We start from the raw sequence: 26,777 nt of genomic DNA, 5'->3' as shown, positions 1-26,777 counted from the left end.
GTGGATCGGATCGATGCTACTCCTCCAGACCGATCCCCTCAGATAAGTTCTGCTGATCATTCCGGAGGAGACACCCGTGGCCAATGATCGCGTCCGCATGCTGTGGCCTGACCATCTCGGAATAGCGCGGGGAAAATACGTTCCTGCGGCCCTGGCCCATGAAGGCACCGGCCACGCGGCAGCCGTCTTCAGCCTCGCCTACGACCGCTCGTTCGTCGCTGCGCCTGGATCAGGCGTGCTCGAAGGCTTCCCCGACATGCACGCCACCTTCGACCCCGCGGATCTGCGACCGGGCTGGGACGACGACCGGACCCAGGTAGCAGTGTGCGACCTGTCCCAAGCGGGCGAGCCGTTCCGTTATTCGGCCAGGTATGCCCTGCGCAAGGCGATCGCCGACTGGGAGGCGTTGGGCTACCGCCCGATGGTCGGAATCGAATTCGAGGCCTACGTGCTCGAACTCACCGACGAGCACGGCTGGCAGCGCTGGGACACACCCGAGTCGTACGTCTACGGCACCGGCCGCTTCGTGGATCCCGTCGGCTTGATCGACCAGGTGGTCGATCTGGCAGCCGGGAGCGACATCATGCTCGAATCGGTGAACGCCGAGTTCGACTCGGGCCAATTTGAGCTGACGCTTCGCTACGGCGATGCGCTGCGGGCCGCCGACGGCGCCTTCCTGTTCAAGGTGCTGGCCCGTGAGTGCGCCATGGAGCACGGTTTGCGGCTCACGTTCTTGGGCAAGCCCTATGAGCAGTTCGAGGGCAACGGCGTCCACGTCAACTTCTCGTTGATCGACGCGGACGGCGCGAATGCGCTCGTCGACACCAGCACCGACGACGGGCTGTCCGAGCTGGCGAAGTCATGCCTGGCCGGGCTGTGTGCCCATCATCAGGGGCTCACGCCGTTGTGCGCCCCCACGGTGAACGCCTACCGGCGTCTGCGACCGTTCACGTTCAGCGGCCGGCGAGCCAACTGGGGCTACGACCACCGCGTGGTCGGCACCCGGGTGCCGCCGGAGCGAGGCGAACGCACACGCATCGAGTCGCGCCTCGCAGATGGCACCTGCAATGTCCACACGGCGATTGCCGCGGTGTTACAGGCAGCGCGTCTCGGCCTGGTTGACCAGCTCGACTGCCCCGAGCCCGAGACCAACGACGGCATGGAGACGTGGAACACCGAGGTCACCTCGGCGCTCAACCTGGCGGACGCGCTCGGGGACCTGCGTGCAGACGCTGCGCTCGCCGAGGCCGTGAGCAGCGACCTCGTCGACAACTTCCTTGCCATCAAGGAAGCGGAGTGGGGGCGCTACGTCGCCGCCGTAGGCGAGCCTTCAGACAGCATCAGCGAGTGGGAGGTCAACGAGTACCTGCCGTTCCACTGAGCTGTTCAGATGCTGTTCAGGTGAACTCGATGTAGCGGTCGCGCTCCCAGTCGGAAACGTCATCGCCGGCCGGGTCGCAGCCGGCTTCGAGGAACTTCTCCAGCTCGGCCTTGGCCATCAGCACGAAATTCGTCGAGAACTCCTCCCCCAGCGCGGCCGCCAGCGCGCTTCCCTCGTACGCCGCGATGCCGTCAGCGGCAGTGGCAGGCAGGAGAACCGCATCGCCCGGGTCGTCGTACATGTCGCCCTCGCTCATCGGCCCGGGATCAGCACCCCGCTCGAGCCCGTCGGCTCCCGCCGCGAGCAGCCCGGCGATCATCAGGTAAGGGTTGGCGTCGGCGCCTGGTGCGCGGAATTCGACCCGGTTCGCATTCCCCGCACCCACCGTGCAACGGCACATCACCGACCGGTTGTCGAGCCCCCAGTGCACATGGGTGGGCGCGAACGTGTAGGGGCGCACTCGCTTGTAGCCGTTCGGCACAGGGCTGCCGAGCAGCGACAGCGCCCCGGCATTGTCGAGCTGGCCGCCCAGCCATTGAGCCATGATCTCGTTCGGTGTGTCGTGCGAGGAAGCGAACACGTTCTCGCCACCCGATGACAGGCTCGTGTGCACATGCATCCCGCTGCCTGAGGGCTCGGTCCACGGCTTGGGCATGAACGTGGCCTTGAGGCCAGTCTCTTCGGCGATCTCCTTGACGATGCTCTTGTAGAGTGCCGTGTTGTCGGCCGTGGTCATGGCGTCGGCGTGCGCCACGTTGATCTCGATCTGACCGGGTCCGTACTCGGGGTTCGACGACTCGACCGGTATCCCTGCGTCGATCATCGCGAGACGCATGGCGAGCAGCACGGCTTCGATATCGCCCCGATCGGTCAGCGACGAGTACTGGATGTGACTCTGCACGTGCGACCAGTCCGCCTCGCAGAGGTAGAACTCCATCTCGGTGGCCACCTCAGGGCTGTAGCCGAGCGCCTCGCATCGCTCGATCTGGCGAGCCAGCACGGTGCGCGGCGCTATCGGGTGCAATTGGTGGGACGGATCGAGGCTGTCTGAGAACACCAGCGCGTAACCCGGGCGGTGCCCGAAGATCCTCAGCGTGCCGAGATCGGGAACAAGATGGGTGTCCAGGAAACCCTTGGCCATGTTGATGTAGGGGCTGTCGACGAGGTCGTTGTGCAAGTCGAAGATGTAGATGGCATCGGCAAGGTGGCAGCCGTTCTCCGCTGCGGACCGAAGGAAGTGGTCCGCGGGAAAGCGCTTGCCGCGCAGGTGTCCGTAGGTGTCGACGATGGCGACCTCGACGGTGTGCGCGTCAGCCAACCGCAGAGTGCTCTCGAATTCGGCGAGGGTTGTCACAGGTTTGCCTCCTCAGTCCACCGAAACGTCTGCACAGACTTACCATTCACCCATGACATTGGGGGCCGATCCGGCCACGCAGATCGACGTCGCCGATGCTCGCCGGTATGCGGATGGCATCCCCTGGGACGATTTCCGCACGCTGCGCCAGCGTCCCGGGCTGCACTGGAACCCCTACGAGGACCACGGCTTCTGGGCCGTGACGCGCCACGCCGACGCGTGCGAGGTGTCCCGCCACCCTGAACGTTTCTCGTCGGCGATCGGGCACGTGAACCTGTGGGATCTCGAAGCCGACGCGCTCGAGGCGCGCCGCTCGATCCTCGAACACGACCCGCCGGCACACACGCGTTTGCGCCGGGTGGTCAGCAAGGCGTTCACACCTCGCCAGATGCGCCGCTACGAAGAACGCACTCGTGCTATCGCCGATGAGCTGCTCGACGCTGTGGTTCGCCACGGCGGGGGCGACTGGGTCGATCTGGTGGCGGCGCCGCTGCCGATCCGGGTAATCATCGCCATCTTGGGAGTGCCACCCGAAGACGCCGACTACATGGTGGAGCTGTCGAATCACTTGGTGGAGGGCACCACCGAGAGCCAGTCGCTGCCGCCCGATGCCTTCGGCAACACCACACCGCTGCGCTTGCTGCCATTCGGCAGCCCCGCTGCATGGGGTCTCTACGAGTACGGGGCGAAGCTCGGCAACCAGCGCCTGGACCGTCCCACTGAGGACCTCGTGAGCCTTCTCGTGCATGCCGAGGTCGGCGGCGACCGGCTGACCGCAGCCGAGTTCCGCAACTTCTTCCAGGTGCTGGTGTTCGGCGGCAACGAGACGACACGCACGGCGATCACCCACGGGACGATCGCGTTCGCTGAGCATCCTGACCAGTGGGATCGGCTGGTGGCCGATCGCGAACTCGTGCCCAACGCAGTCGAAGAGGTCATCCGCTGGGCGTCACCGATCCTGCACATGCGCCGGACCGCCGCCGTCGACACCGAGTTGGCGGGCACCCAGATCTCGGCGGGCGACAAGGTCGTGATGTGGTACCCGTCCGCCAATCGGGACGAGCAGGTGTTCGAGCGGCCCGACGAATTCGACATCGGCAGGTCCGACAACGCACAGATCGCCTTCGGAGGCGGCGGGCCGCACTTCTGCCTGGGTGCCTATCTGGCGCGGATGGAGCTGACGGTGCTGCTCGAGGCCATGCTGGACCGTGGTATCCGGCCCGACAGCGCTGCCAACCTGGAGCGCATCCCATCGAATTTCGTTCACGGCGTTACATCGGTTGACATCTCAGTCGCCGATTCGTCTGCACCTGCGACCGCCCCTGTGCGAGTCTGAAGCCGTGAGCACCTGGGTTGAGCCGTATCTGGACGATCTCGGTCCCGACGACGCCAACATCTCCGACCACGACGTGTGGACCCGCGGCGTCCCCCATGCGACGTTCGCCCGTATGCGACGCGAGGATCCCGTCGCCTGGGTCGACGAAGTCGACGGGCGCGGCTACTGGGCGGTCACCAAGTACGACGACGCGTTCCGCATCAGCCGCGACACCCAGACCTTCACCTCATCGCAGGGCATCCGACTCGAGGACATGGCGCCTGACGAGCTGGAAGCCCGCACGACGATGATGGAGATGGACCCGCCCTCCCACACCCGCTACCGCCGGCTGGTGAGCCGCGGGTTCACGCCGCGGGTCGTCAACACCTACGAAGCCGCCATCCGTGGACTGGCGTGCGAGGTGCTGGACCGGGCACTGCCGCAAGGCCGGTTCGACTTCGTCACCGAAGTTGCGACGGAGCTGCCCATGCGGATGCTCGGCCGCATGCTCGGCACCAGCGACGAAGACGGCCACCAGCTCGTGGAGTGGGGCGACGCCCTGCTCGGCAACACCGATCCCGATTTCACTGACTATCCCGTCGGGCTCGTCGACACCGACGAGTTCCGCTTCATGCCGTTTCGCAGTCCCGCCACAGTTGAGATCTTCGAATACGCCGCCGAGCAGGCCACCAAGCGCCGCGAGTGCCCGGCATCCGACGTGATCAGCCAGCTACTGGCCCCCACCACCGACGGCACACCGCTGACAGACCTGGAGTTCAAGAACTTCTTCACGCTGCTCATCGCGGCGGGCAACGACACGACCCGCTACACGATGACCCACGGCCTGTGGGTGCTCATGGCTCACCCCCATGTATTCGACGCGTGGCGCGCCGCGGTTCTGGCCGGCGACGAGGCTCTGACCGCCACCGCCAGCGAGGAAGTGCTGCGCGCCAGCTCGGTCACGACGCACTTCCGGCGGACAGCAACCACCGACACCGAGATTCGAGGCACCAAGGTGCGGGCGGGCGACAAGGTGGTCCTGTACTACGTCAGCGCAGACCACGACGAGGATCGTTTCGCCCACCCGTACAGGTTTGATTTGGCGCGTCAGGACAACGAGCACATGGCCTTCGGTCGGAACGGACCTCACCTGTGCCTGGGTGCGTGGCTGGCGCGCACCGAGATCAGGGTGGTGTTCGAGGAGCTGCTGCGGCGAGTGGTCAGAATCGAACAGGACGGTCCGATCGAGTGGCTGCGGTCCAACTTCATCTCTGGCATCAAGCACCTGCCGGTGTCGGTCGTCGAGCGCGCCCCATGAAGGCGCTCATCGTTTCGCACGAGGCCGGAACCAAGCCCGGTTTCGTCGGCGATCGCCTCACCGAGCGCGGCGTGACATGCCATTCCCACGTGATGGTGCCCGAGACGTCTCTGCCCGACTGGTTCGAGCCCCCGCCCCAAAACGGCTTCGACCTGCTGGTGATCATGGGCTCGTACTGGTCGGTGTACGAGGACGCGATCAGCGCATGGATCGGGAACGAACTCGACCTCATACGCCGCTCCCATGAGGGCGGCACGCCGGTGCTGGGCATCTGCTTCGGCGGCCAGGCACTCGCAGCAGCGCTCGGGGGCTCCGTAGAACTCTCGCCGGAGACCGAGATCGGCTGGTACGAGATCACGCCCGCTGATGGCACCGAACTGCCGATCTCAACTGGGCCATGGATGGAATGGCACCACGATCGCTTCGCGCTGCCGCCGGGCGCCGAGCTGCTGGCCAGCACCGAGGCCTGTCCACAACTGTTTCGCGTGGGCCGCAGCGTGGGCACCCAGTTCCATCCCGAGATCAGCGTGGAGCTCGCCAGCCACTGGATGCGAGAGTCGAGCGACAGTTACCTCGACTCCTGCGGTGTCACCCGCGAGGGCATCCTCGCCGACGTCACGCGCAACGAGGCCGCAAACCGCCGCAACTGCTTTGATCTGGTCGACTGGTTCCTCGACGACGTCGCCCCGTCCTAGAGGAACGCAGGCGAGCCCAGCGGCCTAGACGCTGAGGTGCTCGCCGAGGTACTCGGCCACCCGTGCGATGCCGTCGTCGGCCTCGGGGAACAGGCCCGCCATCGAGTGCCAGACGTGGATCATCTCGGGCCAGACCTCGAGGGTCACATCGACGCCCGAAGTGCGGGCTTTGTGGGCGAGCCGCTCGCTGTCCGACAGCAGGACCTCGTCGTCGCCGACATGAATCAACAGCGGCGGCAGCCCGGACAGGTCGCCCTCCAGCGGTGATGCCAATTGATCAGCAAGATCACCGTCAGGGCCGACGAAGACACCAGCAAGGCGCCGGATGTCGGGTCCGCTCACCATCGGGTCACGGTCCGAACGGGTGACCATGCTCTCCCCTGTACCCGCCATGTCGACCCACGGCGAAATGGGCACAGCTGCTGCTGGCAACGGCAGCCCGAGATCGCGCAGCTTCAGGAGCGTCGACATGCTCAGCCCGCCGCCGGCGGAGTCGCCGGCGATGGCGATCCGGTCGGCCGCCACAAGGTAGTCAGGCACTGCGCCGTAGTGTCGATGCGCCGTGTCCGTCTGGAGTGGTGACATGGCCGGAGCCCGAAGAGCGAGGAGGCCCCATGCTGCTGGAGAACAAGATCGCCGTAGTGACCGGTGCCGCGTCTGGCATCGGCGCCGCCAGCGCCCGCCGCTTTGCGGCCGAGGGTGCGTCAGTGCTGGCCGTCGACATCCGGCGCGAGCGTGTCGTCGGGGTCGTGGAGGACATCATCGAGGCCGGCGGCGAGGCGCACGGCTTCCGTGCCGATGTGTCCCAACCGGACGATGTCGAGGCCATGGTGGACGCGGCGGTCGAGCGCTGGGGCGGGCTCGACGTGCTGTTCAACAACGCCGGCACGTTGCGGCCCGGCACCGCGGTGGAGCTTGAGCCCAACGATTGGGACCTAGTCATGAACGTCAACGTGCGCTCGGTGTACCTGGGCGCCAAGTACGCGGTCCCGGTGATGGAATCCCGCGGCCACGGCTCGATCATCAACACCGCGTCCGTCAGCGGGCTACACGGTGACGGCGGCTCCGTGGTCTACGCCGCCTCAAAAGCGGCCGTGATCAATCTCACCCGCGCACTGTCGACTGATCACGCCCCCGCCGGCGTGCGCGTCAACGCCATCTGCCCCGGCACCATCGAGACACCTCCGGTGCAGCGGATGATGAGTGACCCAGCCATCCTCGAACGCAACATCAACGCGCACGCGCTGCGGCGTCTCGGCCATCCCGACGAAATCGCGAGCGTCGCAGCATGGCTGGCCAGCGAGGAATCCTCGTTTGTTACCGGTGAGGCCATCGTGGTGGACGGCGGACTGCGAGCGCAATCGCCGCTGGGTCGCCTGGCCGATCCCCGCCCCGCCCACCTGCGCTGAGGAAAGGCGCTGGGGACGCTCAGGCGCCAGCGTCGGCGTCTGCGATGAGGAACATCATCGAGGCTTCACAGGCCATCTGACCGTCCGCGCTCGCCGTGCCCGATGCACGGACGGCTCTGGCTGACAAGCGATCGATCGTGGCTTCGAGCCGCAGCGTGTCGCCCGGAATCACCTGACGGCGGAATCGGGCCTTGTCGATGCCACCGAACAATGCGAGCTTGCCTTCCAGCGACGAAGCCGAAGCTGCCGCGAGGCCGGCAGTCTGGGCGATCGCTTCGACCATCAGGACTCCGGGCAGTGTCGGCCTGCCTGGAAAATGACCGGCGAAGAAATTTTCATCGCCGCTGAGGTGCCACAGTGCGACACAGCGCTCACCGGGCTCAAGTTCCACGATCTCGTCGACGAGCAGGAACGGCGCCCGGTGCGGCAACAGCTTGTCGGGACGTGGGAAATCAGACTCGCTCGGCGCGTCACGTGTCGGGTCGCTCACTGGGGCGAAGCTACCGCTCGTCCGCACCGAAGGGCCGGACGCGTCGTGAACCCACCGGCCAGCGGGGGCCGGTGGGCGACCCGATGTTCACCCGTCGCCGAACGTGCTCCGCTGATAGGCGACGACGGCGGCGATTTCGGCGTCGGTGAGGATCCCGCCGAATGGGGGCATCGAGCCACGGCCCGTCCACACCACCGACAAGTGGTTCCGAATACTCAGACGCTCGTCGACACCGCCGAGTGCTGCGCCGACACCGCCACTGCCGTCGCTGCCGTGACACACCGAGCAGCTGTCGCCGAAGACCTCGCTCCCGAGCGCCGCATCAGCGCTGGCGAACGCCTGCTCCAGCCGGTCGAGGTCGGCCTCCGTCACGTCTGTGCCACCACAGCTCGCGAGACCGAGTGCAACGGCGAGGGCGAGCGCGAACACCCCCCATCGAGAGCGCTTCGCGTTGACAATTCGGCGAGGGAACGCGGTGTTCATCGAGTCTCCCGGGCGGTGCCGACTCCGGTGTAGCGGCTCGGCGGCTCCTGCCAGCGGCGGGACATCCAGTCGGCATCCCGGTAGTGGGCGTGGAAATGGTCCGGTATCTGGCGCATCACCTGGTCCACGATTCCGCCGTTGGGTCCGAAGCGTTGCTCGCCTGCATCGGTCAAGCAGGCCAGCATCGCATCTAACTCCGGGGCGGGCGGTTCGGTTCCGTGCCGCTTCCACACCACCATCGGCGTGGCGCACACCTCGCAGTCCGCCACCCAGCAGAGCTCATCTTCGAAGTACCAGTGCGTGAAGCGTGCCGCCTCGCACAGTTCGCAGTCGGGATCGAGCTCGGGCGGATCCGACGGCGCGTCACCACAAGGTGCCGGTGCAGCGGCGTCAGGTTCGGCCGGAGTCACCGCTCAGCCGTGATCGAGCGCCGTCCGATACGAGGCCACGAGCTCGCCCACCGCCTCGGGACCGTCGGACATCAGCGTCCGGACGACTGCGGAGCCGATGATGGCGCCGTCGGACACCTCGCAGGCCTCGACGGCTTGAGACGGCGAACCGATGCCGACGCCGGTGAGCACGGGTCGATCGGTGACGGCCAGGCACCGTGCGGCAATCTCGGTGGCTGTGCGGGCAAGTGATGCCCGCTCGCCGGTCACGCCGAGCAGGCCGACTGCATAGACGAACCCCCGCGACGCTCCGCACAGTTCCGCAAGCCGGTGGTCTGGCGTGGTGGGCGCTGCCAGCAGGATCGCCTCGATGCCGGCCTCGGCGGCGTCGTCGAGCCACGACCCAGCCTCGATGTACGGCAGGTCGGGGAGGATTGCCCCCGACACGCCCGCCTCGACGAGCGCGGCGGCGAACCGCTCGTGGCCCTGGTGGTGGCAGATGTTGTAGTAGGTCATCACCGCGTGAGGCACACCGGTGTCGAGCTCGCGGGCTTCTTCCAGTACTGATGCTGGTGTTGCGCCCTCGTCCAGCGCAGCAGTGGAGGCCCGCTGGATGACCGGACCGTCAATCACCGGGTCCGAGAAGGGAATACCGATCTCGATGGCATCGGCCCCGGCCGCCGCGGCCGCCTCGACCGCACGCTGCCAGCCCTTGTAGCCACCGGTGACGTAGGGGATCAGCAGCTTCGCGCCGCTGTCGCGCCGAGCCCGCAACCGTGTCTCGAGCGTCCCGAATGCTTGGGTCAGCGGGCTGCCGGATGCGCCGGTCACGAGACGGTTCCCTGCATGCCGAGCACATCCATCATCTGGTCGACGTCCTTGTCGCCACGGCCCGAGAGGTTCATGAGCACGGTCTGACCCTGCATCTGCGGCGCCTCGCTCACGATCCACGCAAGCGCGTGGGCGCACTCCAGCGCCGGGATGATGCCTTCGGCCCGGCTCATCAGTGTGAACGCCTCGACCACCTCGTCGTCGGTCACGCTCGGGTACTCGGCACGGCCGATTGCCGCCAAGTACGCGTGTTCTGGCCCGACGCCGGGATAGTCGAGCCCGGCCGAAATCGACTCGGCTTCGAGCACCTGACCCACTTCGTCTTGCATGAGGTAGCTCGTCATGCCGTGGACCACTCCAGGCACGCCCCGCCCGACGGCTGCCCCTCCGGCGGGCTCGACACCCACAAGGCGGGCATCGCCGTCAGCGAAGCCCGAGAAGATGCCGGCGGCGTTGCTGCCCCCGCCCACGCATGCCACCACGACATCGGGACTGCCGCCCATCAGATCCTTGCATTGGGCTGCAGCCTCGTCGCCAATCACATGGTGGAAGGTGCGCACCATCCATGGGTATGGATGCGGGCCCATCACCGAACCGAGGCAGTAGTGCGTGTTCTCCACCGTCGCCACCCAGTCCCGCAGCGCCTCGTTGACGGCGTCCTTGAGCGTGCGGCTGCCCGAGTGCACGGCCTCCACCTCTGACCCCAGCAGCTGCATGCGGAACACGTTCAAGGCCTGACGGTTGACATCCACCGCACCCATGTAGACCTTGCACTCCATCCCCAGCAGTGCCGCCGCAGTGGCGGTAGCAACGCCATGCTGGCCGGCCCCCGTTTCGGCGACGAGCCGGGTCTTGCCCATGCGCTGGGCCAGCAGTGCCTGTCCGATCACGTTGTTGATCTTGTGGGAACCGGTGTGGTTGAGATCCTCCCGCTTGGCCAGCAAGCGCACGCCGAGCTGGCGGGACAGATTGCTGCACTCGGTGAGCGGTGAGGGGCGTCCCCCGTAGTCGCGCAGCGTGGTCTCGAACTCGGCGATGAACGCTGGGTCGGCCCAAGCCTCGCGAAACGCTGCTTCCAGCTCCTCGCACGCCGCAACCAGCGTCTCGGGAACGAATCGGCCTCCGAAGTCGCCGAAGCGGCCATCGGTCGTGGGCTCGCCCATGACCGACCTGGTACTCGGCGTGGGCTCACCCATGTCCGACCTGGTACTCGGCGACAGCTCGCCGCCCTCTGGTGCCATGTCGTCCCTCGCTCAGTCGTCGCGCCAGTCGTACGGCGCGCTCGGCTCTGGCAAATCTGCCTCGTCAGTGTCGTCGTACAACGCCCCTGCGTCATTGGCGTTCGCAATGAATTCGCGCATCTTGAGCACGTCCTTGCGGCCCGGCTCTGACTCGACGCCCGAGGCCGCATCGACTCCCCAGGGACGCACGATCTCGATGGCTTGGGCCACGTTGGAGGGGCGCAGCCCGCCAGCCAGCAGCAGCCTGATGCCGCGATCGCGGCCCTCGAGTTGACGCCAGTCGAAGACGCGTCCACTGCCAGGTTCGGAGCCGTCCAGCATGAGCACCGAGGCGCCGTAGTCGCGCACTCGCTCCACGTTGGGATCGCCTGCCACGAACGCCTTGATGAGTCCCGGCACGCGCTCGGCGATCCAGCGGCTGTCGGCGGCGGTCTCGTTGCCGTGTAGCTGTGCCAAGCGCAGGCCGGCTCCGTCCATCACCTGCACGACGCGCTCCGCCAGCTCATTGCGGAAGACGCCGACCGTGACGATCCCGCCGGGCAACCGGCGCACGATGTCACGCGCGAGTCGCGGAGAGATCTGGCGAGGCGAGCCCGGCACGAAGTTGAAGCCGACCGCGTCTGCGCCCATGCCCACGGCTACCAGCGCGTCCTCCTCGTTGGTGACACCGCAGATCTTTACGAACACGTCAGGTGACCTCTCGCCGCTTGGGGCCCCGGGTCATCGGGCGCTGGGGTATCGGGCCCAGCGTCAGAAGTCGACGCCTTTGGCGACGATCGGGTCCAGGAAGATGAGCTCGGGCCGGCCCGCCATGTAATCGCGCATTGCCCGTCCGAAGACCTTCATCTCCTCCGAACCGCCATGCGATTCAAGCGCGGATTGGTCGGTGTACAGCTCGTAGAACCACACGACATCGGCATCGTTCTGGTCCTTGTGCGCGGCATAGACCTCGGTGCCCGGTTCTCCGGCAGCGTTGCTCATGCCGATGTCGGCAATCACGGCGAGCAGATCGTCGCGCTTTCCTGGTTGGGCGGTCAGCTTGGCCAGCAGTGCGGTCTTTGCCATGTCGAAACTCCCTGCGATCCAGTCGTGTCAGCGACAGCCTGCGAGCGTACCGGTGAGGGCCTCTGAGCGGGCCGATCAAGAGGGCTCCGTCAGAACAGCTCAGCGAGCAGGACCGGTTCGCCTGCGGTCGTGTATGCCGTGTTGCCGGCATCCCGGCGCGCCAGCGCGAACCCCACCACGGCGTCACCGAGCGCTGCCGCATTCCGCACGGTGGCGATCGCAGTGCCAGTGCCGTCGTGCAAGCGATCGTCGGGCGCGAGCGGAACGGAAGCCCGGAGCCGGCACACGCTGCGGCGTCCACCCGTCCGCGAGTCGATCCGCTCGACCAATTCCTGGCCGCGGTAGCAGCCCTTGGTGAACGACGCCGCGCGATCCACGAGTCCGGTCTCGTTGGGAATGTCGCCAGGCAGGATCTCTGTGCCCATCGCCGGCAAGCCGAATGCCATGCGCAATATGTCGTACTCGTCTGCGGAGATGACCTCCACCGCCGCGAAGTCGGGCCTCTCCGCACTCTGCGCCGGTGCCAGGACGTCGAACCCGGCTGCAAGCGGCCAATTCGAACGCCGCACAACGAGCGACGACGATGCCGTTGCGTCGTTCACGGCGTCTTGCAGTGCGTCGACGGCTGAGGCGGGACCTCGAAGCGAGTGCATCTGCCACTGCTGGGGAGTGAACTCGACTCGGGTGCGCAGCTTGAAGCGCTCCAGTGACGTGGCCATGGCCTCACCGAAGCCGGGCTCGGTGTCGGCGACGTAGGTGTCGGGTCCGGTACGGCAGATGGCGAAGAGCGCTTCAACGCGCCCCCGCGGTTCCAGCAAGAAGGACAGGGTGCTCTCGCCCGGGTCCAGCGCTGTCACGTCGGCAGAGATCTGACCGTGGAGATACACGGTCGCCTCTGGTCCGGACACCGCCACGACGTCGCGCGGGATGGTCGCCACAACAAGCCGATCAAGCTGAGGCTGCAGGGTCATCCGTTCCTCCAGCCGGGCAGCAGCCGATCCACTGCATTGCGAATCAGCGCTAGCCCGACACCGTCGTCGAGCGACATGATCGACTCGGGGTGGAACTGCACGGCCGCGACGGGCAGTTCGCGATGCTCCACGGCCATCACGATGTCGTCGTCGAGGCTCACTGCGGTCACTTCCAGCACGTCAGGCACCTCAGCACGATGGGCGAACAGCGAGTGATAGCGGCCCGCCCGGAACTCCTTCGGCAAGCCGTCGAGCAACTGCCCGCCGAGGGTGCGGATGGCAGAGGGCTTGCCGTGCATCGGCGTGGACAGCTGCCCGAGTTCGCCCCCGAAGTACTCCACGATGCCCTGCAGGCCCAAACAGACACCGAAGAGCGGCAGGCCGGCATCGATCGTGGCGCGCACCACCGGGCCGATGCCGAAGTCGTCGGGGCGGCCCGGTCCCGGCGACAGCACCACGAGGTCGAACTCGTCGGCACTGATCTCCGCTGCCGGGAAGCCAGCCCTGCGCGTCACCACGGTGGCGCCGGTCTGGCGCAGGTAGTTCGCGAGCGTGTGCACGAACGAGTCCATGTGGTCGACGAGCAGGACACGCCGATGTCTCGGCTGGACCGCAACAGCCCCCGCGGCCGGTGCCGAGCGCGGCCGCCGGATCGCGTCGAGGAATGCGGATGCCTTCAGCTCGGTCTCGGACTCTTCATCGTCGGGAACCGAGTCCCACAACAACGTGGCACCGACCCGCACCTCAGCGTGGCCGTCCGTCATCCGGATAGTGCGCAGCGTGAGCCCCGTATTCAGACTGCCGTCGAAACCGACCTTGCCGACCGCGCCGCCGTACCAGGCCCGGGCGGTGCGCTCGTGTTGCTCTAGGAACATCATGGCTGCCGTTTTGGGTGCGCCGGTCACCGTCACCGCCCACGTATGGGACAGAAAGGCGTCCAGCACATCGAATCCGGGGCGCAGACGGCCTTCCACATGGTCGACGGTGTGGATGAGGCGCGAATACATCTCGATCTGGCGGCGACCGATCACCCTCACCGAGCCGGGCACGCAGATGCGGCTCTTGTCGTTGCGATCCACGTCGGTGCACATCGTCAGCTCGGACTCGTCCTTCGCCGAGTTGAGCAACGCCAAGATCTGCGAGGCATCGTCGATGGGGTCTTGACCGCGAGCGATGGTGCCCGAGATGGGGCAGGTTTCGACGCGGTCGCCCTCGACACGCACGTACATCTCCGGGGAGGCTCCCACCAGCCACTCGCCGGATTTGCCTGCACTGCCCAAATTGATGAGAAATCCGTACGGCGATGGGTTTTGCTCCTTGAGACGGCGAAACAGCTCCGAGGGCGGTTCGACACACGGCTCGGAGAACATCTGGCTGCTGACAACCTCGAACAGGTCGCCCCGGGCGAAGTACTCGCGTGCAGCCCGCACGCCAGCCGAATAGCCACCCGGCTCGTGGTCCCGGCGCGCTTCGAGATCGAGATCAGGCTCGAACGGGACGCGCTCGCCACCGCCCGCGAGTCCGGCAGTGCTGCGAGAGGCCGCGGCGAACTCGTAACGCAGTCGCTGCGCAATTCCGCCCTGGTGATCCACGATGAGCAGGTCGTCTGGCAGGTACAGCACCAGATCGCGCTGGTGGGGCGGGCGCGGCAGCGTCAGGGGAATGGGCTCGAACTGGAAAGCGAGGTCGTAGCCGAATGCGCCGTAGAGGCCCAGGTGCGGATCGTCACAGCTGAACAGGTCGACCAAGGACCGCAGGACTGTGAACGTGGACGGCTGGCGGCTGCGCTCCTCTTCCGCGAAACGCCGTTCCGGACGCTCGATCGTGCAGGCCACTTCGCCGCCGCGTTTGCTCAGGTGGTGTCGCAAGTCGACGATGCCCGCAGCTGCTCCCAGCACCGCCAGCGCCTCATGGACAGGCTCGAGCAGCACCGTGCCCCGTTCGTTCAACGCCCGAACCGATACGTCCTGGGCCCGGCTGGTGATGACCAGCGGCGGATCGGTGAAACCCATGTCCCAGCGGGTATAGCGACCGGGATACTCGTAGCTCGACGAGAGCAGCACGCCCCGGGCCTCGTCCAGCCGATCCACGAGATCTTCGACCTCGGCATTGCCATCCACGGTGGTCGTTGCCAGCGAGATCGTGATGCCCCCGCCCGTGCGAAATTGCGTGTCGGCGGTGGTCATAGGTCCAGGGTCACCGATTGGTCACAAGTACAGGCCGGTGCTGCCAGGCTCGATGCGGGGCGCCGCAATCGCGTGGACATCGCGCTCACGCAGGATCAGGAAATCGTCCCCGTGAACTTCGACCTCGTGGCGATCATCGGGACTGAACAGCACCCGGTCGCCTTCCTGGGCGCTGCGGACGTTCGGCCCCGCTCCGACGACTTCGGCCCACACGAGGCGCTTGTTCTGCTGAGCGGTCGCGGGAATCAGAATCCCGCCGCTTGTGCGGCGCTCCGAACCATCGTTGGGGAGTCGCACCAACAGGCGGTCGTGCAGCATCTTGATCGGCCGCCGCTCGTCGTCGTCGTGGTCGACCGCAACGGGCGTCTTGGCCTTGCGAGCACCGGTCTTCGGACTCTTCGAGGGTCGGGCGGCCTTGGTCGCCGATCCGGCCCCGTGCTCATTGTTTGTCTCAGGAGCACTCACCGCCCGCACGGTACCGTTCACCAGCGTGAATGACGCAGCGAATTCAGCGGTCGCACACCAGCCAATCGCCGTGGTGGCGGCCGATGGCACAGAGCTCGAGGCCCAGCTGGCTTGGCCATCCGCAGCCACCGCTGTTGTTGTGCTGTCGCACCCGCACCCGCTCTACGGCGGGGACATGTGGAACCCGCTCATCGACCATCTCTTCAGAGCCCTGCCCGCAACCGGCGTGGCAGCGCTTCGCTACAACTTCCGCGGCACGGGCGGTTCCGGCGGCAGCCACGACGATGGAAAGGCGGAGCAGCTCGACGCGGCAGCGGCTTTCGACGCGGCAGCGCGTTTCGCCACGGAGCAACCCGGCAGCGATCCCGCGCCAGCGGTCGTATCGGCCGGCTGGTCCTTCGGCGGCGACGTGTCGCTCGCAGCCAATCATGACGAACTAGCGGCATGGATCGGAATTGCCGCGCCCCTGAGGATCGCGGACCCCGACACGATGTCGGCTCCAACCGACCCGCGTCCCAAGCTGCTGCTGGTGCCCCAGCACGATCAGTTCCGCTCCCCCGCCGAGGCAGCTGAGATCACCGAGAGCTGGACCAATACCCAGCTCGAGGTGATCGCGGGCGGCGATCACTTCCTGATGGGTCATGCCCGGGCGGTCGCCGAAGAGATCACTTCGTTCGTTGCCGGCCTGTAGCAACGCCAAGGCCTACACGATGCGGGAGGACCGGTCGCCCCAGTACTCGTCTCGCAGGACGCGCTTGTAGAGCTTGCCGGTGGGAAGACGGGGCAACTCGTCTCGGAAGTCAACCGAACGCGGCATCTTGTAGCCCGCGATGTGCTCGCGGCAATATGCCAGCAGCTCGGACGCCAGAGCACCGCTCGCCTCGACACCTGCGAACGGCTGCACGACGGCCTTCACCTCTTCGCCGAAGTCGTCGTTGGGCACACCGAACACCGCCACGTCGGCAACCTTGGGGTGCAGTACCAGGCAGTCCTCGATCTCTTGGGGGTAGATGTTGACCCCGCCCGAGATGATCATGAAGGCCTTGCGGTCGGTCAGGTAGAGATAGCCGTCTTCATCGACGCGTCCGACATCGCCCAGCGTTGACCACAGCTCGTGTTCGCCATGGCGGGAATCAGCGGTCTTGGCTGGATCGTTGTGGTACTCGAACGCCGGAACCTCCCGCTCGAAGTAGATGGTGCCTGACTCGCCTACTGGCAGCTCGCTGCCCTCGTCGTCGCAGATGTGAATGACCCCGATGAGCGGCTTGCCCACCGTGCCTGGGCGCTCGAGCCATTCTGGCGAGTTCACGTAGCAGAAGCCGTTCAGCTCAGTGCCGGCGTAGTACTCGTGCAGGATCGGCCCCCACCATTCGATCATCTGACGCTTGACCTCGACCGGGCAGGGCGCTGCGGCATGCACGGCGACCTCATGGCTCGACAGGTCGTGGCGGGTGCGGGCGTCGGGGGGCAGCTTCAGCATCCGGCTGAACATGGTCGGCACCCACTGGCTGTGCGTGACGCCGTACTGCTCGATGTACGAGAGCGCCTCGACGGCATCGAACCGGTCCATGACCACCGCCGTGCCACCCATCGACTGGGTGCCGGTCGTGAACGACAACGGCGCCGAGTGGTACAGCGGCGCGGGCGACAGGTAGACGCTTCGGTCGCCGATGCCGAAAATGCCTCCGACGAGCCCGACGCCGATCAGGTCAGGATCGGTGATCGAGGTGCCGTCGAGCGGCCGCATGATGCCCTTCGGCCGACCGGTGGTGCCCGAGCTGTAGAGCATGGCCGAACCGCGTGGCTGTTTCGCCAACGGCTCGGCAGGGTGGGCTGCGATCGCATCGGTGAACGAGTCGAAGCCGTCGGCGACTTCGTCCAGCATGAGCCGAACGTCACAGTCGCCGATGAGCGGCAGCATCTCGGTTGCAGCCTCAGCAACCGCCGGCGACGCCACCAGAACCCGAGCGCCGCAGTCGTTGACGATGTACGCCGCCTCTTCCGCAGTCAGGTACCGGTTGACCGTCGTGAAGTACAGACCGCTGCGCATCGCGCCCCAGTAGGCGTCGAAGTAGCCGATGTTGTTGTCGGCGAAGATCGCCACATGGTCGCCAGGGCGCAGATCCGCTGCCCACATGAGCTGAGCAAACTGTGAGCTGCGGGCTTCGAGCTCGCCGAAGGTCCGCACCTGACCGTCGCGGGCCATGATCACGGCGGGACGGTCAGGATCGGTCTTCGAGAACGTGCCGGGATAGCTCATTGTGCCGAAGCTACTTCAGCGCCTTCAAGTACAGACTGAAGCTATCCGGCGTCCTCGCACTCCGGCCTGAAGCGAAGGTCAGTCAGACGGAGGGCGAACGGCGACGCCTGCATCCAGGAGGGCCCGTTTGGCGTCGGTGATGGTGTGCTCACCGAAGTGGAAGATCGACGCAGCCAGAACAGCATCGGCGCCGGCAATCACAGCGCCGTCCACCAAGTGCTGGAGCGTGCCGACGCCGCCGCTGGCCACGACAGGGATACCGACGGCGTCGACGACCGCCCGGGTGAGCTCCAGGTCGAAGCCCGCCTTGGTGCCGTCGGCGTCCATAGAGGTCAGCAGGATCTCACCGGCCCCCAAGTCGGCTACTCGACGTACCCATTCCAGCGCGTCGATGCCAGTGTCCTCGCGCCCGCCCTTGACGTAGACATTCCACGTTGTGTTCCCGTTTGCATCGGCAGGGTTCGACTTGGCGTCCACGGCCGCCACGGCGCACTGGCTGCCGAACTCGTCGGCAATCTCGCGCACCAATTCGGGGCGGGCCACGGCAGCCGAATTGACCGACACCTTGTCAGCGCCCACCCGCAGCAGGGCCCGGGCATCGTCGACGGTACGGATGCCGCCACCAATCGTGAAGGGAATGAACACCTCCTCGGCGGCGTGGCGGGCGAGCTCGATGATTGTGTCGCGGTCGTGAGCGGAAGCGGTGATGTCGAGAAAGACAATCTCGTCGGCGCCTTGGCGGTCGTAGGCGGCCGCCAGCTCGACTGGATCCCCTGCGTCTCGCAGGCCGACGAAGTTGACGCCCTTGACCACCCGCCCGTCGTCCACATCCAAGCAGGGAATGACCCGCACGGTCTTCATGAGAAAGCCTTCACGATTGGCCGGCCTCGGGGATCGGCTCGTCATGGGCTGCGCTCCCGCGTGCCACCACCACGGCGGCGCCGGGCGAGATCGCGCCATCGTGGAGCGCTTTGCCGACGATGGCCCCAGCGAGCGTGTGGCCATTCGCCGAACGCAGGTCACGCAGGTCGGCAATGTCGGCGAGACAGCCGACCCCACCGCTGGCAATCACCGACATGGACGGCGGGCGCTGAGGTGCGTCCAGCACGTTCCGCAGGCCAGACAGGTCGCTCCCGCCGCCCATGCCATCGCGGGCGATCTGGGTGACGACAACCGCCTCGGCACCGCTGCCAGCCAGCCGGGACAGCGCCTCGGACAGGCTCACACCGCTGCGATGCTCCCAGCCGCGCGTCGCGACTTCGCTTCCCCGCACGTCGAGACCGACGGCGACGCGGTGCCCCGCAGAACTCAACTCCCCCACGAGGTCCGGGTTCTCGACTGCCGCAGTGCCCACCACGCAGCGCGTGACTCCCGCGTCGAAGAGCGCCTCGGCGCTGGCGCGACCGCGTACGCCTCCGCCGCATTGCACGCGAACCCCAGCATCGCCGATGGCGGCAACGACCGACCGGATCACATCCCGGTTGGTGCTGTCGACAACGCCCGATCGGGCTGCGTCAAGGTCGACCATGTGAATCCAGCGCGCGCCTGCCTTCGCGAGTTCGTGCGCTACGTCGACCGGGTCGACGTCGTAGCGCACCTCGCGGTCGTAGTCGCCTTGCAGCAGGCGCACGCAGCGGCCCTCGCGCAGGTCGATCGCCGGATACAGCTCGAAGCTCATCGGCTGCACCGGTCTGCCGCCACTGCAGCCAGGAAGTTCTGCGCCAGCAGCTTGCCGGCGTCGCCGGATTTCTCGGGATGGAATTGCGTGGCCCAAGTGCGGCCGCTCTGGGTGACCGCCGTGATCGGTGTCGGATAGTCGCAGGTCGCGACCACCAGGCCGGCCTCGGTGTCGGGCGCGTAGCTGTGGACGAAGTACATCCAGGCGCCGTCTTCCAGACCTGCCAGCAGCGGGCAGCCCGGCCGCTGCACGTCGAGGCGGTTCCACTGCATTTGCGGGCGCACCATGCCGTCCGGCAAGAGCCGCACTGTCCCAGGCATGACGCCCAATCCGGGTATTCCTGGGGCCTCTTCGGAGGCTTCGAACAGCATCTGCATGCCGACACAGATGCCCAAGAAGGGCCGTCCGCTCTCGATGGCCTGGAGAGCCGGCTGTTCCAAGCCGGTCGCGCGGAGTTGCTTCATGCAGGTGCCGAAGTGGCCAACACCCGGCAGCACCACTCCATCAGCGTCATCGATGAGTCCTGCATCTGCGGTGAGGCAGGCATCGGCACCCACGCGCTCCAGCGCCTTTTGCGCCGAGCGCAGGTTGCCGATGCCATAGTCGAGCACGGCGACCAAAGGGCGATCACGCAAGGCCACGGGACACCTCTCGCCGGGCTCGCCCAACGACACGGTCAAGCCCGGCCACCAGCGGTCGGCCTGGAGCCGTCTCGTCTTGCGCGGTCACAGTGCGGTCGCCTTGGTATCTACCCGAAGCGGGCGTGGCGGGGTGCCGGTCACCGGGTGCCCGTCATAGGACGCCCTTCGTGGAGGGCAGCACGTCGTCAGCAATACGGATGGCGTCATAGAACGCCCGCGCCGCGCCCTTGAAGCTGGCCTCGATGATGTGATGGGTGTTACGGCCGCGCAGCATCACCAAGTGCAACGTGATGCCTGCCGACATGACGAGCCCGCGCCAGAACTCTTCACACAGCTGTGGGTCGAAGGGCGGGTCGCCCAGGATCTTCTCTCCCGGCGGATCGATGTCGTAGTGCAGGAACGGGCGACCTGACAGGTCGAGCACGACCTCAACGGCCGCCTCGTCGAGCGGCACCGTGTACGACGAGAAGCGACGCACGCCTGCCTTGTCGCCCCAGGCCTGCCGCATGGCCTCGCCGAGCGCGATGCCGGTGTCTTCGACGGTGTGGTGGGCGTCGATTTCGAGGTCGCCGACGGTGCGCAGTCGCAGGTCGAATCGAGCATGCTTGGCCAGTTGAGCGAGCATGTGGTCAAAAAACGGCAGGCCCGTCGAAATGTCGTTTTGGCCGGTGCCGTCGAGATCCAGCGTCAGGTCGATCTGGGTCTCCTTGGTGTGGCGCTGCACGGTGCCAGTCCGTGAGGAGACAGGGCGAGCAGTCATAAGGACCCCTCTGCATCGATCGGCATCGGTCGCATCAGCCTGCGGCCTGTGCGGCGGTTTCGCACCCTCCGGCTGGACAAGCTCATGCGATCACCTCTGCGAGGGCCTCCAGGAAGCGGTCGTTCTCGGGAGGCGTTCCGACGGTGACCCGCAAGCAGTCGGCGAGGCGAGGCCACCCTGAGCAGTTCCGCACGAGCACCGAGCGATCGACGAGTGCTTGCCAGACATCGTCGCCACTGCGCCCGGTGGGACTGGTGCGGAACAGGATGAAATTGGACTGCGAGGGCCAGACGTCGAGGCCCAGCCGGCCCAGGGTCGTCTCGATCCGCTCGCGCTCGGACACGATCGCAGCCACACGGTGCTCCATCTGGTCCGCGAACCGCAGAGCGACGCGCCCGGCAATCTGTTTGAACGTGTCGACGTGGTACGGCAGCACGACCTTCTCGAACTCAGCAGCCATGCCTGCGGGAATCACCGCGTAGCCCAGCCGCGCCCCCGCCATCGCCCACGTCTTCGAGAACGTGCGGGTGACGACGAGATTGGGGGGCCCTCCTGCATCGTCGCAGAGGTCGATGGCGCTCCAGTCGGCGAATTGGCCGTAGGCCTCGTCGACCACTACGAGGCCCGGCGCAATCTCCAGTGCTCGTTCGAGCACCTCAAATCGCTCGGGCGTGCCGGTGGGATTATTGGGCGAGCACAGGAACACGATCGAGGGCTGGTGCCGATCGATGACGCGCTCCAACTCGAAGACGCTGACGCTGCCGTCCGCGTGCCGCTCGCCATCGACCACGGCGCTCTGGGTGCTGCGCGCGATCTGGCCGTACATCGCATAGGTGGGCTCAAAGGTGGCAACGCTTCGACCTGTCCCGCCGTAGGTCAAACAGACGGTCTGCAGCACCTCGTTGGAGCCGTTGGCCACGAAGATGCGCTCAGGCTCGATGTCGTGCAGCTTCGCCAGGTCGGCCCGTAGCCCGCTTGCCGTGCGATCGGGGTAGCGATGCCACTCGACGTTGCGCAGTTCCGCCGCGAGGGCCTCGGTGAACTCTGACGGCGGTCCCACCGGTGCCTCGTTCGTGTTGAGGCGCACTTCGACCTCGATCTGCGGCGAGTGATACCCCTCAAGCAGGCGCAGGTCGTCACGGACTGGCGGCTTCACGGCCGAATCCCCGATGTGGACCACTCCTTGCGGCGCGACACCGAGGCTGCGTGCGCCCACAGCCCCTCGGCCTCGGCAAGCGCAGCCACTGCTGGCGCGAGCCGGTCAAATCCGGCCTCTGAGACCTCCACCACATGCATCCGCTTGGTGAAGTCGTCGGTGGTGAGCGCTCCCGCAAATCGGGCAGTTCCAGCAGTGGGCAGCACGTGCGATGGTCCAGCCACGTAGTCGCCGACCGACGCCGGCGCCCACTGCCCGACAAACACTGCCCCGGCGTGACGGATGTCGGCCAGCAGTTCGTGGGCGCCATCGCACATGAGTTGAAGATGTTCGGGCGCCACGAAGTTGGCGACTTCGGCAGCCTGGGCGGGACCGTCAACGAGGCACACGAAGCCGTCGGCCTCCAAGGTGGCCAGGGTCTCGTCGCGCCGTGGCGACAGGTCGACGATCTGAACGATTGCCTCGCAGACGGCGTCAGCGCAGGCAGGGTCCCAAGTCACAAGCCAGGCTCGGCCGCCGGGGCCGTGCTCGGCCTGCAGCACCACATCGGTGGCTGCAGCGGCCGGCGGGCACGTCCCGTCGGCGATCACAACGATCTCCGAGGGGCCCGCGAACGCGGACGCGACGCCAACGTCTCCGGCCACAAGCTGCTTTGCCGTGGCGACCCAGGCGTTGCCAGGCCCAGCCACGACATCAGCAGGTCGAATCGTCTCGGTGCCGTAGGCCAGAGCCGCAACAGCCTGCACGCCGCCGACCCGGTGAACCTCGCTGACGCCGCAGAGATGCGCCGCTGCCATGACCGATGGCGACAGATTGCCGTCGGGACCCGGAGGGGAGCAGAGCACGATGTCGTCCACCCCGGCCGCTTGAGCGACCAGCACGGTCATGAGCACAGTGGACGGGTAGGCGGCCAACCCGCCCGGCACGTACACGCCCGCCCGATCCACCGGCTGGCTGATCGAGCGAACGGTGACACCGTCGCGCTCATAGGTGTGGCCCACAGCGGCTTCGGTGCGATGGAACTCCACGATGCGCTGGTGAGCGGTCTCCATTGCCGAACGCAACGCAGGCGACAGACCTGCCCACGCAGCCTGAAGTTCGCTCGCCGGCACCAACGTGTCGGGCACGTCAACCCCGTCGAAGCGGGCAGTGAGTTCCCGGACAGCCGAATCGCCGCCGTTTCGGACTTGGTCGATCAGCTCGCGAACAGCCTCGGCTGGCACCGCGGTGCTCGCTTGCGGGCGCGGCAGCAGGTCAGCCAGCTTGTCGCTCCGACCCCGCAAGTCCAGCCGCTTGAGCACCGCGCCGAGGGTACCTGGGCCTGTTTGAGCCACTGCTGCGAATTACGGATGGAGCACTGCTGAGCCCACAATCTGCCCCCGGCCAGTGTGTAGATTCCTCTCATGCGGAGATGTATGTTGATCATGGCGCTGGCTATTGCGATGGCTAGCGGTGTGCTCGTGCCGGTCGTAACAGTGGGAGCATCGCAACGCCCTGCCGATCTTGATGTGTCGCGCTATGGGGGCGCGGACCGGTATGCCACCTCGCTGCTGGTGGCCGAAGCGGTGGCAGCCCATGCGGGGGGAAGTCTCGAGTGGGTGGTGATGGTCTCGGGCCGCAACTGGACCGACGCAGTCATTGCTGCACCGCTTGCAGGGTCACTGGGCGCACCGGTTCTTGCGACGCCGCCGGGCGAGCTGCTCTCGGACGCCTCGGAGTTTCTGCACCGCATAGGGGTGTCTCAGGCGCTTGTCGTGGGCGCCGAGAGCGACACCGAGGGGGTGGGCCCCACGGTCGTGGCAGGCCTAGAGGCCATTGGCATCTCGGTGGAGCGAGTAACGCGTGCGGACCAGTACGCCACTGGATTCGCGGTCGCCCATCGGATGGGCACGCCGGGCCACATGGGCAATCTGGGCAGAACTGCTGTAGTGGCGAGCGGGGAGGTGTTTGCTGACGCACTGGTGGCGGGTGCGTTCGCGGCTCGCGGCCCGCATCCCGTGCTGCTGACTCCGCGCAGCCGTTTGCACCAAGCCGTGGCCCGTTACCTCGCCGAACTCAGAATCGAACATGTCGTGCTCATGGGCGGTACAGGCGCACTGCACCAGACCGTCGAAGACTCGATCGTCGCACTTGGTATTGAGGTAACAAGGCTTGCGGGCAGCTCCCGCTACGACACTGCAGTCGAGGCGGCAAGACTCATCTCGGGCATCTATGGCGACGACTGCTTCACGAGCCGACGAGTCGGCTTGGCGCGCGCCCGAATTCCGTTCGACTCCTTCAGCGCCGCCCCGCTCCTCGCCCGCCTGTGCGCTCCCCTGCTGCTTGCGGATCCAGGTTCAATCCCTCCCGTCGCAGCCGATTTCTTGATCCAGGCTCGAATTGCTGCAGCCTCTGCAGGGCACAAGAACTTCGGGGTGCGCATCTTCGGAGGCAACGCCGCAGTTTCCGATGCAGCCATTTCCAACTACGTCGCAAGCTCGACGGGCGCCGTCAACCCGCTCGGTGCAGACGGAATCCCCGTGGACACAGAGGCCGGCGAAGCACAGCCTCAACGGCCTTGCGTAGCCCCACTCGACGACGAGCCGCTCAGATTGCTCGGGGATGTCTACTCTCGACAGGCAACCTGGTCACCGGACTGCAGTCGCATTGTGTATCTCGACAACGAGGGAGCGATCTGGACATCTCGGATCGACGGAACAGAACGAACCAGGCTGACCGCTGGCTACACCGAGGACGAGGATGACGAGTCACCCGCGTGGTCGCCCAATGGGACCCGAATTGCATTCGTTCGCTACGCCGGACGATCCCACAACGGCGAGCATGTCACGCGCATACTTGTCGTCAACGCCGACGGCTCAGGCGAGACCCAACTGACCTCGGGCAACTTCCGTGATGCTTCTCCAGCGTGGTCCCCCGACAGCCAGCGCATCGCGTTTGCTCGCCACAACCTAGAATCGCCTCGGGTCCCGTCAAACCGCGAAGACCGGTACATCGCTGTCATGGATGCTGACGGCGCGAACATCACGGCGTTGACGCGCGGCGGCACTGCAGAGGCATCTCCGGCGTGGTCCCCCGACGGCTCGGCAATTGCCTACGACTCAGACGGCACGATGTGGATCGCGGACTCCGACGGTCGCAATCCTCGGCGCGTTCCAGTGGCGAATGCCCGACGAAGTGGCTATTCCTGGTCACCTGATGGAACGGCGATCGCATACGTGTCTCGAGAGTGGGTCGACGACCCCAGCATTGAGGGGGGAGTCGGCGTCCAGAACGGGATCACCGTCGTCAGTTTGGATGGCCATTCGACCGCCCACGCTGTCACGTATACCGGACCATCAGTCAGTGACACGTCCATGGGCACATTTACGATAGTCCGGACACCTCGGTGGGCGCCGGACGGCAGAAGCATCCTGTTCGAACGCAACACGCACCGAGGCGATATGGCGCGGAGCTATGTGGCGCCCGTACCGGATCTGGCGATTCTGCAAGTCACCACGGATTGCCGACCGACTGGCTCGCCATACGAGAGCGTCGGATTCCCGAGGCCGAGCGCTTACCCCGCGACGGTCGGCACGCTTCGCGTGGCGGTGCTGTTCATGGACTTCCCTGATGCTCAGGCGGCATATAGCACTGCGGAGGAATTGGCGAGGGGAGATCTCGCGACGACGCAGGACTTCATCGAGTCCGTCAGCTACGGACGTTTGAACCTCGAGTTCGTTCCGCTGCGCCGGTGGCTTCGGGCACCGGGCAGCACGGACGCCTATCTCGCCCACGACGGCTCGATCAGCGAATTCATGATCGCAGAAGTGTCTGCATCACTCGCCTCCAGCGATGTCGATTTCGATGCAATAGACGCTTTCGTCACGGTCCTGCCGAGCAATCACTTCAGCGGAGCTCGAACAGCAGGACACGCCTCGGTGGGAGCCGACGATGATCGGCGTATCGCGTCGGCCATCAACATCTTCCTTGCGGAGTCGGAAGGTCCCGATTGGGGCCGCTACCTCGTTCCGCTGTCGCTTCAGTGGTTCGGCGTGCCCTACCTCGGCGACTACGGCGCACTTGGCAATCCCGACAGCCAGGTCGAACGGCCGCCGCTGGCGAGTGGGCAGCGCTGGCACCAATTGCGGATCGGCACCCAGGGGCTGAGCGCTTCGTTCCCGTCGCCCAGCACCGACTTCTACGGAGACCTCTGGGAACCCCTGAGCTGGACGCGCTGGCAACTCGATTGGATCGGACCATCTCAGATGGTCTGTCTGAATCGGCCCGAAGCAACCGTCGAGTTGAGTCCGCTCGCGGGTTCTGGCGAGGGCACCGTCATGGCGGCCGTGCCGGCAGCCCACGACGCGATCGTCGTCGTCGAGAGTCGTCGCCGGATCGGATACGACAGCTACTCCCGTCCACATCGCGACGCCATCGCTGCCGGCCGTCTGCATCCCGATCTCGTGGGAGACCGCGTCCTCGTCTACACCGTGGACCCAACGCTGCGAGGCGGCCGACGACCCATCAAGTTCGCCACTGACAACGGCTTTGGCTTTCTTCAGCGCTACCCCTTCTTGGCCGTCGGTGAGTCATTGACGGTCGAGGGTTACACCATCTCCGTGACTGCCGATGACGGGGACAGCCACACGGTCACGATTGTCAAGTCGAACTGAGCCCAAGGCGACCGCCGCACAATCGAAGAGTCAGGAT

General features: G+C 66.3%; 26 protein-coding genes. 7 read left to right on the top strand and 19 right to left on the bottom strand.

Features of this window, described 5'->3' with window-relative positions:
• Nucleotides 1-76: 76 nt before the first annotated feature.
• On the top strand, nt 77-1,381 hold the full coding sequence (locus ACOCMM_RS08820; protein WP_419552795.1) for a glutamine synthetase family protein: 1,305 nt from the start codon (nt 77-79) through the stop codon (nt 1,379-1,381).
• A 16-nt stretch (nt 1,382-1,397) separates the two neighbouring features.
• Here ACOCMM_RS08820 and ACOCMM_RS08815 read toward each other — a convergent pair whose 3' ends face one another.
• A complete protein-coding gene (locus ACOCMM_RS08815) occupies nt 1,398-2,735 on the bottom strand; it encodes a glutamine synthetase family protein (RefSeq protein ID WP_419552794.1) in 1,338 nt (445 codons plus the stop codon).
• Between the two features lie 52 nt (nt 2,736-2,787).
• On the opposite strand from ACOCMM_RS08815, the gene ACOCMM_RS08810 reads away from it, so the two are divergent.
• From ACOCMM_RS08810 to ACOCMM_RS08800, 3 genes are read left to right on the top strand one after another with little or no spacing between them, the layout of a single operon-like run.
• Nucleotides 2,788-4,071: a cytochrome P450 gene (locus tag ACOCMM_RS08810; protein WP_419552793.1), complete on the top strand. Its 1,284-nt coding sequence runs from the start codon at nt 2,788-2,790 to the stop codon at nt 4,069-4,071.
• A gap of 4 nt (nt 4,072-4,075) precedes the next feature.
• Nucleotides 4,076-5,368, top strand: a complete 1,293-nt coding sequence (locus ACOCMM_RS08805; protein WP_419552792.1) for a cytochrome P450 — start codon at nt 4,076-4,078, stop codon at nt 5,366-5,368.
• Nucleotides 5,365-6,063, top strand: coding sequence for a type 1 glutamine amidotransferase (locus tag ACOCMM_RS08800; protein ID WP_419552791.1), 699 nt, complete (start codon nt 5,365-5,367; stop codon nt 6,061-6,063). Before ACOCMM_RS08805 ends, ACOCMM_RS08800 begins: the two co-directional genes overlap by 4 nt.
• A gap of 24 nt (nt 6,064-6,087) precedes the next feature.
• Here the strand turns inward: ACOCMM_RS08800 and ACOCMM_RS08795 are convergent, their stop codons facing one another.
• Nucleotides 6,088-6,603, bottom strand: a complete 516-nt coding sequence (locus tag ACOCMM_RS08795; RefSeq protein WP_419552790.1) for an alpha/beta hydrolase fold domain-containing protein — start codon at nt 6,601-6,603, stop codon at nt 6,088-6,090.
• Between the two features lie 74 nt (nt 6,604-6,677).
• Here ACOCMM_RS08795 and ACOCMM_RS08790 point away from each other — a divergent pair, with 74 nt between their 5' ends.
• Nucleotides 6,678-7,472 carry an SDR family NAD(P)-dependent oxidoreductase gene (locus ACOCMM_RS08790; RefSeq protein ID WP_419552789.1) on the top strand — a complete coding sequence of 265 codons (795 nt, stop codon included), beginning with the start codon at nt 6,678-6,680 and terminating at the stop codon, nt 7,470-7,472.
• Between the two features lie 19 nt (nt 7,473-7,491).
• On the opposite strand, the gene fabZ is transcribed toward ACOCMM_RS08790, so the two are convergent.
• The 10 genes from fabZ to ACOCMM_RS08740 form a co-directional block, all read right to left on the bottom strand.
• Nucleotides 7,492-7,962 (bottom strand): 3-hydroxyacyl-ACP dehydratase FabZ, encoded by a 471-nt coding sequence (gene fabZ, locus ACOCMM_RS08785; RefSeq protein WP_419552788.1) that lies wholly within the window; start codon nt 7,960-7,962, stop codon nt 7,492-7,494.
• An 87-nt stretch (nt 7,963-8,049) separates the two neighbouring features.
• The gene (locus tag ACOCMM_RS08780; protein WP_419552787.1) at nt 8,050-8,445 is read right to left on the bottom strand and encodes a c-type cytochrome; all 396 of its coding nucleotides are present in this window, start codon (nt 8,443-8,445) and stop codon (nt 8,050-8,052) included.
• Nucleotides 8,442-8,855, bottom strand: coding sequence for a hypothetical protein (locus ACOCMM_RS08775; RefSeq protein ID WP_419552786.1), 414 nt, complete (start codon nt 8,853-8,855; stop codon nt 8,442-8,444). Before ACOCMM_RS08775 ends, ACOCMM_RS08780 begins: the two co-directional genes overlap by 4 nt.
• Nucleotides 8,856-8,858: 3 nt before the next feature.
• Nucleotides 8,859-9,665, bottom strand: coding sequence for a tryptophan synthase subunit alpha (gene trpA / locus ACOCMM_RS08770; RefSeq protein ID WP_419552785.1), 807 nt, complete (start codon nt 9,663-9,665; stop codon nt 8,859-8,861).
• Entirely contained in the window at nt 9,662-10,828 is a 1,167-nt protein-coding gene (gene trpB / locus ACOCMM_RS08765) for a tryptophan synthase subunit beta (RefSeq protein WP_419552784.1), read from the bottom strand. The genes trpA and trpB overlap by 4 nt, the downstream gene beginning before the upstream one ends.
• Nucleotides 10,829-10,918: 90 nt before the next feature.
• The gene (locus ACOCMM_RS08760) at nt 10,919-11,593 is read right to left on the bottom strand and encodes a phosphoribosylanthranilate isomerase (RefSeq protein ID WP_419552783.1); all 675 of its coding nucleotides are present in this window, start codon (nt 11,591-11,593) and stop codon (nt 10,919-10,921) included.
• Between the two features lie 63 nt (nt 11,594-11,656).
• A complete protein-coding gene (locus ACOCMM_RS08755) occupies nt 11,657-11,971 on the bottom strand; it encodes a putative quinol monooxygenase (RefSeq protein ID WP_419552782.1) in 315 nt (104 codons plus the stop codon).
• An 89-nt stretch (nt 11,972-12,060) separates the two neighbouring features.
• Nucleotides 12,061-12,942 carry a YgfZ/GcvT domain-containing protein gene (locus ACOCMM_RS08750; protein ID WP_419552781.1) on the bottom strand — a complete coding sequence of 294 codons (882 nt, stop codon included), beginning with the start codon at nt 12,940-12,942 and terminating at the stop codon, nt 12,061-12,063.
• Nucleotides 12,939-15,128, bottom strand: a complete 2,190-nt coding sequence (locus ACOCMM_RS08745; protein ID WP_419552780.1) for an anthranilate synthase component I — start codon at nt 15,126-15,128, stop codon at nt 12,939-12,941. Before ACOCMM_RS08745 ends, ACOCMM_RS08750 begins: the two co-directional genes overlap by 4 nt.
• 21 nt (nt 15,129-15,149) lie before the next feature.
• Nucleotides 15,150-15,446 (bottom strand): GroES family chaperonin, encoded by a 297-nt coding sequence (locus ACOCMM_RS08740; protein ID WP_419554848.1) that lies wholly within the window; start codon nt 15,444-15,446, stop codon nt 15,150-15,152.
• A gap of 172 nt (nt 15,447-15,618) precedes the next feature.
• Here ACOCMM_RS08740 and ACOCMM_RS08735 point away from each other — a divergent pair, with 172 nt between their 5' ends.
• Entirely contained in the window at nt 15,619-16,284 is a 666-nt protein-coding gene (locus tag ACOCMM_RS08735; RefSeq protein WP_419552779.1) for an alpha/beta hydrolase, read from the top strand.
• Between the two features lie 12 nt (nt 16,285-16,296).
• Here ACOCMM_RS08735 and ACOCMM_RS08730 read toward each other — a convergent pair whose 3' ends face one another.
• The 7 genes from ACOCMM_RS08730 to hisD form a co-directional block, all read right to left on the bottom strand.
• On the bottom strand, nt 16,297-17,853 hold the full coding sequence (locus ACOCMM_RS08730; protein ID WP_419552778.1) for an acyl-CoA synthetase: 1,557 nt from the start codon (nt 17,851-17,853) through the stop codon (nt 16,297-16,299).
• 78 nt (nt 17,854-17,931) lie between these two features.
• Entirely contained in the window at nt 17,932-18,714 is a 783-nt protein-coding gene (gene hisF, locus ACOCMM_RS08725) for an imidazole glycerol phosphate synthase subunit HisF (RefSeq protein WP_419552777.1), read from the bottom strand.
• A gap of 10 nt (nt 18,715-18,724) precedes the next feature.
• Nucleotides 18,725-19,531, bottom strand: coding sequence for a HisA/HisF-related TIM barrel protein (locus ACOCMM_RS08720; protein ID WP_419552776.1), 807 nt, complete (start codon nt 19,529-19,531; stop codon nt 18,725-18,727).
• The gene (gene hisH / locus ACOCMM_RS08715) at nt 19,528-20,166 is read right to left on the bottom strand and encodes an imidazole glycerol phosphate synthase subunit HisH (protein WP_419554847.1); all 639 of its coding nucleotides are present in this window, start codon (nt 20,164-20,166) and stop codon (nt 19,528-19,530) included. The genes ACOCMM_RS08720 and hisH overlap by 4 nt, the downstream gene beginning before the upstream one ends.
• Before the next feature lie 157 nt (nt 20,167-20,323).
• The gene (gene hisB, locus ACOCMM_RS08710) at nt 20,324-20,932 is read right to left on the bottom strand and encodes an imidazoleglycerol-phosphate dehydratase HisB (RefSeq protein ID WP_419552775.1); all 609 of its coding nucleotides are present in this window, start codon (nt 20,930-20,932) and stop codon (nt 20,324-20,326) included.
• A gap of 82 nt (nt 20,933-21,014) precedes the next feature.
• Nucleotides 21,015-22,088 (bottom strand): histidinol-phosphate transaminase, encoded by a 1,074-nt coding sequence (gene hisC, locus ACOCMM_RS08705; protein WP_419552774.1) that lies wholly within the window; start codon nt 22,086-22,088, stop codon nt 21,015-21,017.
• Nucleotides 22,085-23,389 carry a histidinol dehydrogenase gene (gene hisD, locus ACOCMM_RS08700; RefSeq protein WP_419552773.1) on the bottom strand — a complete coding sequence of 435 codons (1,305 nt, stop codon included), beginning with the start codon at nt 23,387-23,389 and terminating at the stop codon, nt 22,085-22,087. Before hisD ends, hisC begins: the two co-directional genes overlap by 4 nt.
• 159 nt (nt 23,390-23,548) lie before the next feature.
• Here hisD and ACOCMM_RS08695 point away from each other — a divergent pair, with 159 nt between their 5' ends.
• Nucleotides 23,549-26,740 carry a cell wall-binding repeat-containing protein gene (locus ACOCMM_RS08695; RefSeq protein ID WP_419552772.1) on the top strand — a complete coding sequence of 1,064 codons (3,192 nt, stop codon included), beginning with the start codon at nt 23,549-23,551 and terminating at the stop codon, nt 26,738-26,740.
• The last annotated feature ends 37 nt before the right edge of the window (nt 26,741-26,777 follow it).

The sequence above is a fragment of the Candidatus Poriferisodalis sp. genome (genome assembly GCF_965198245.1).
Taxonomy (GTDB): domain Bacteria; phylum Actinomycetota; class Acidimicrobiia; order Acidimicrobiales; family Poriferisodalaceae; genus Poriferisodalis.
The sequence above is the reverse complement of the archived record's forward strand: the minus strand, read 5'-3'. Positions and strand labels throughout refer to the sequence as shown.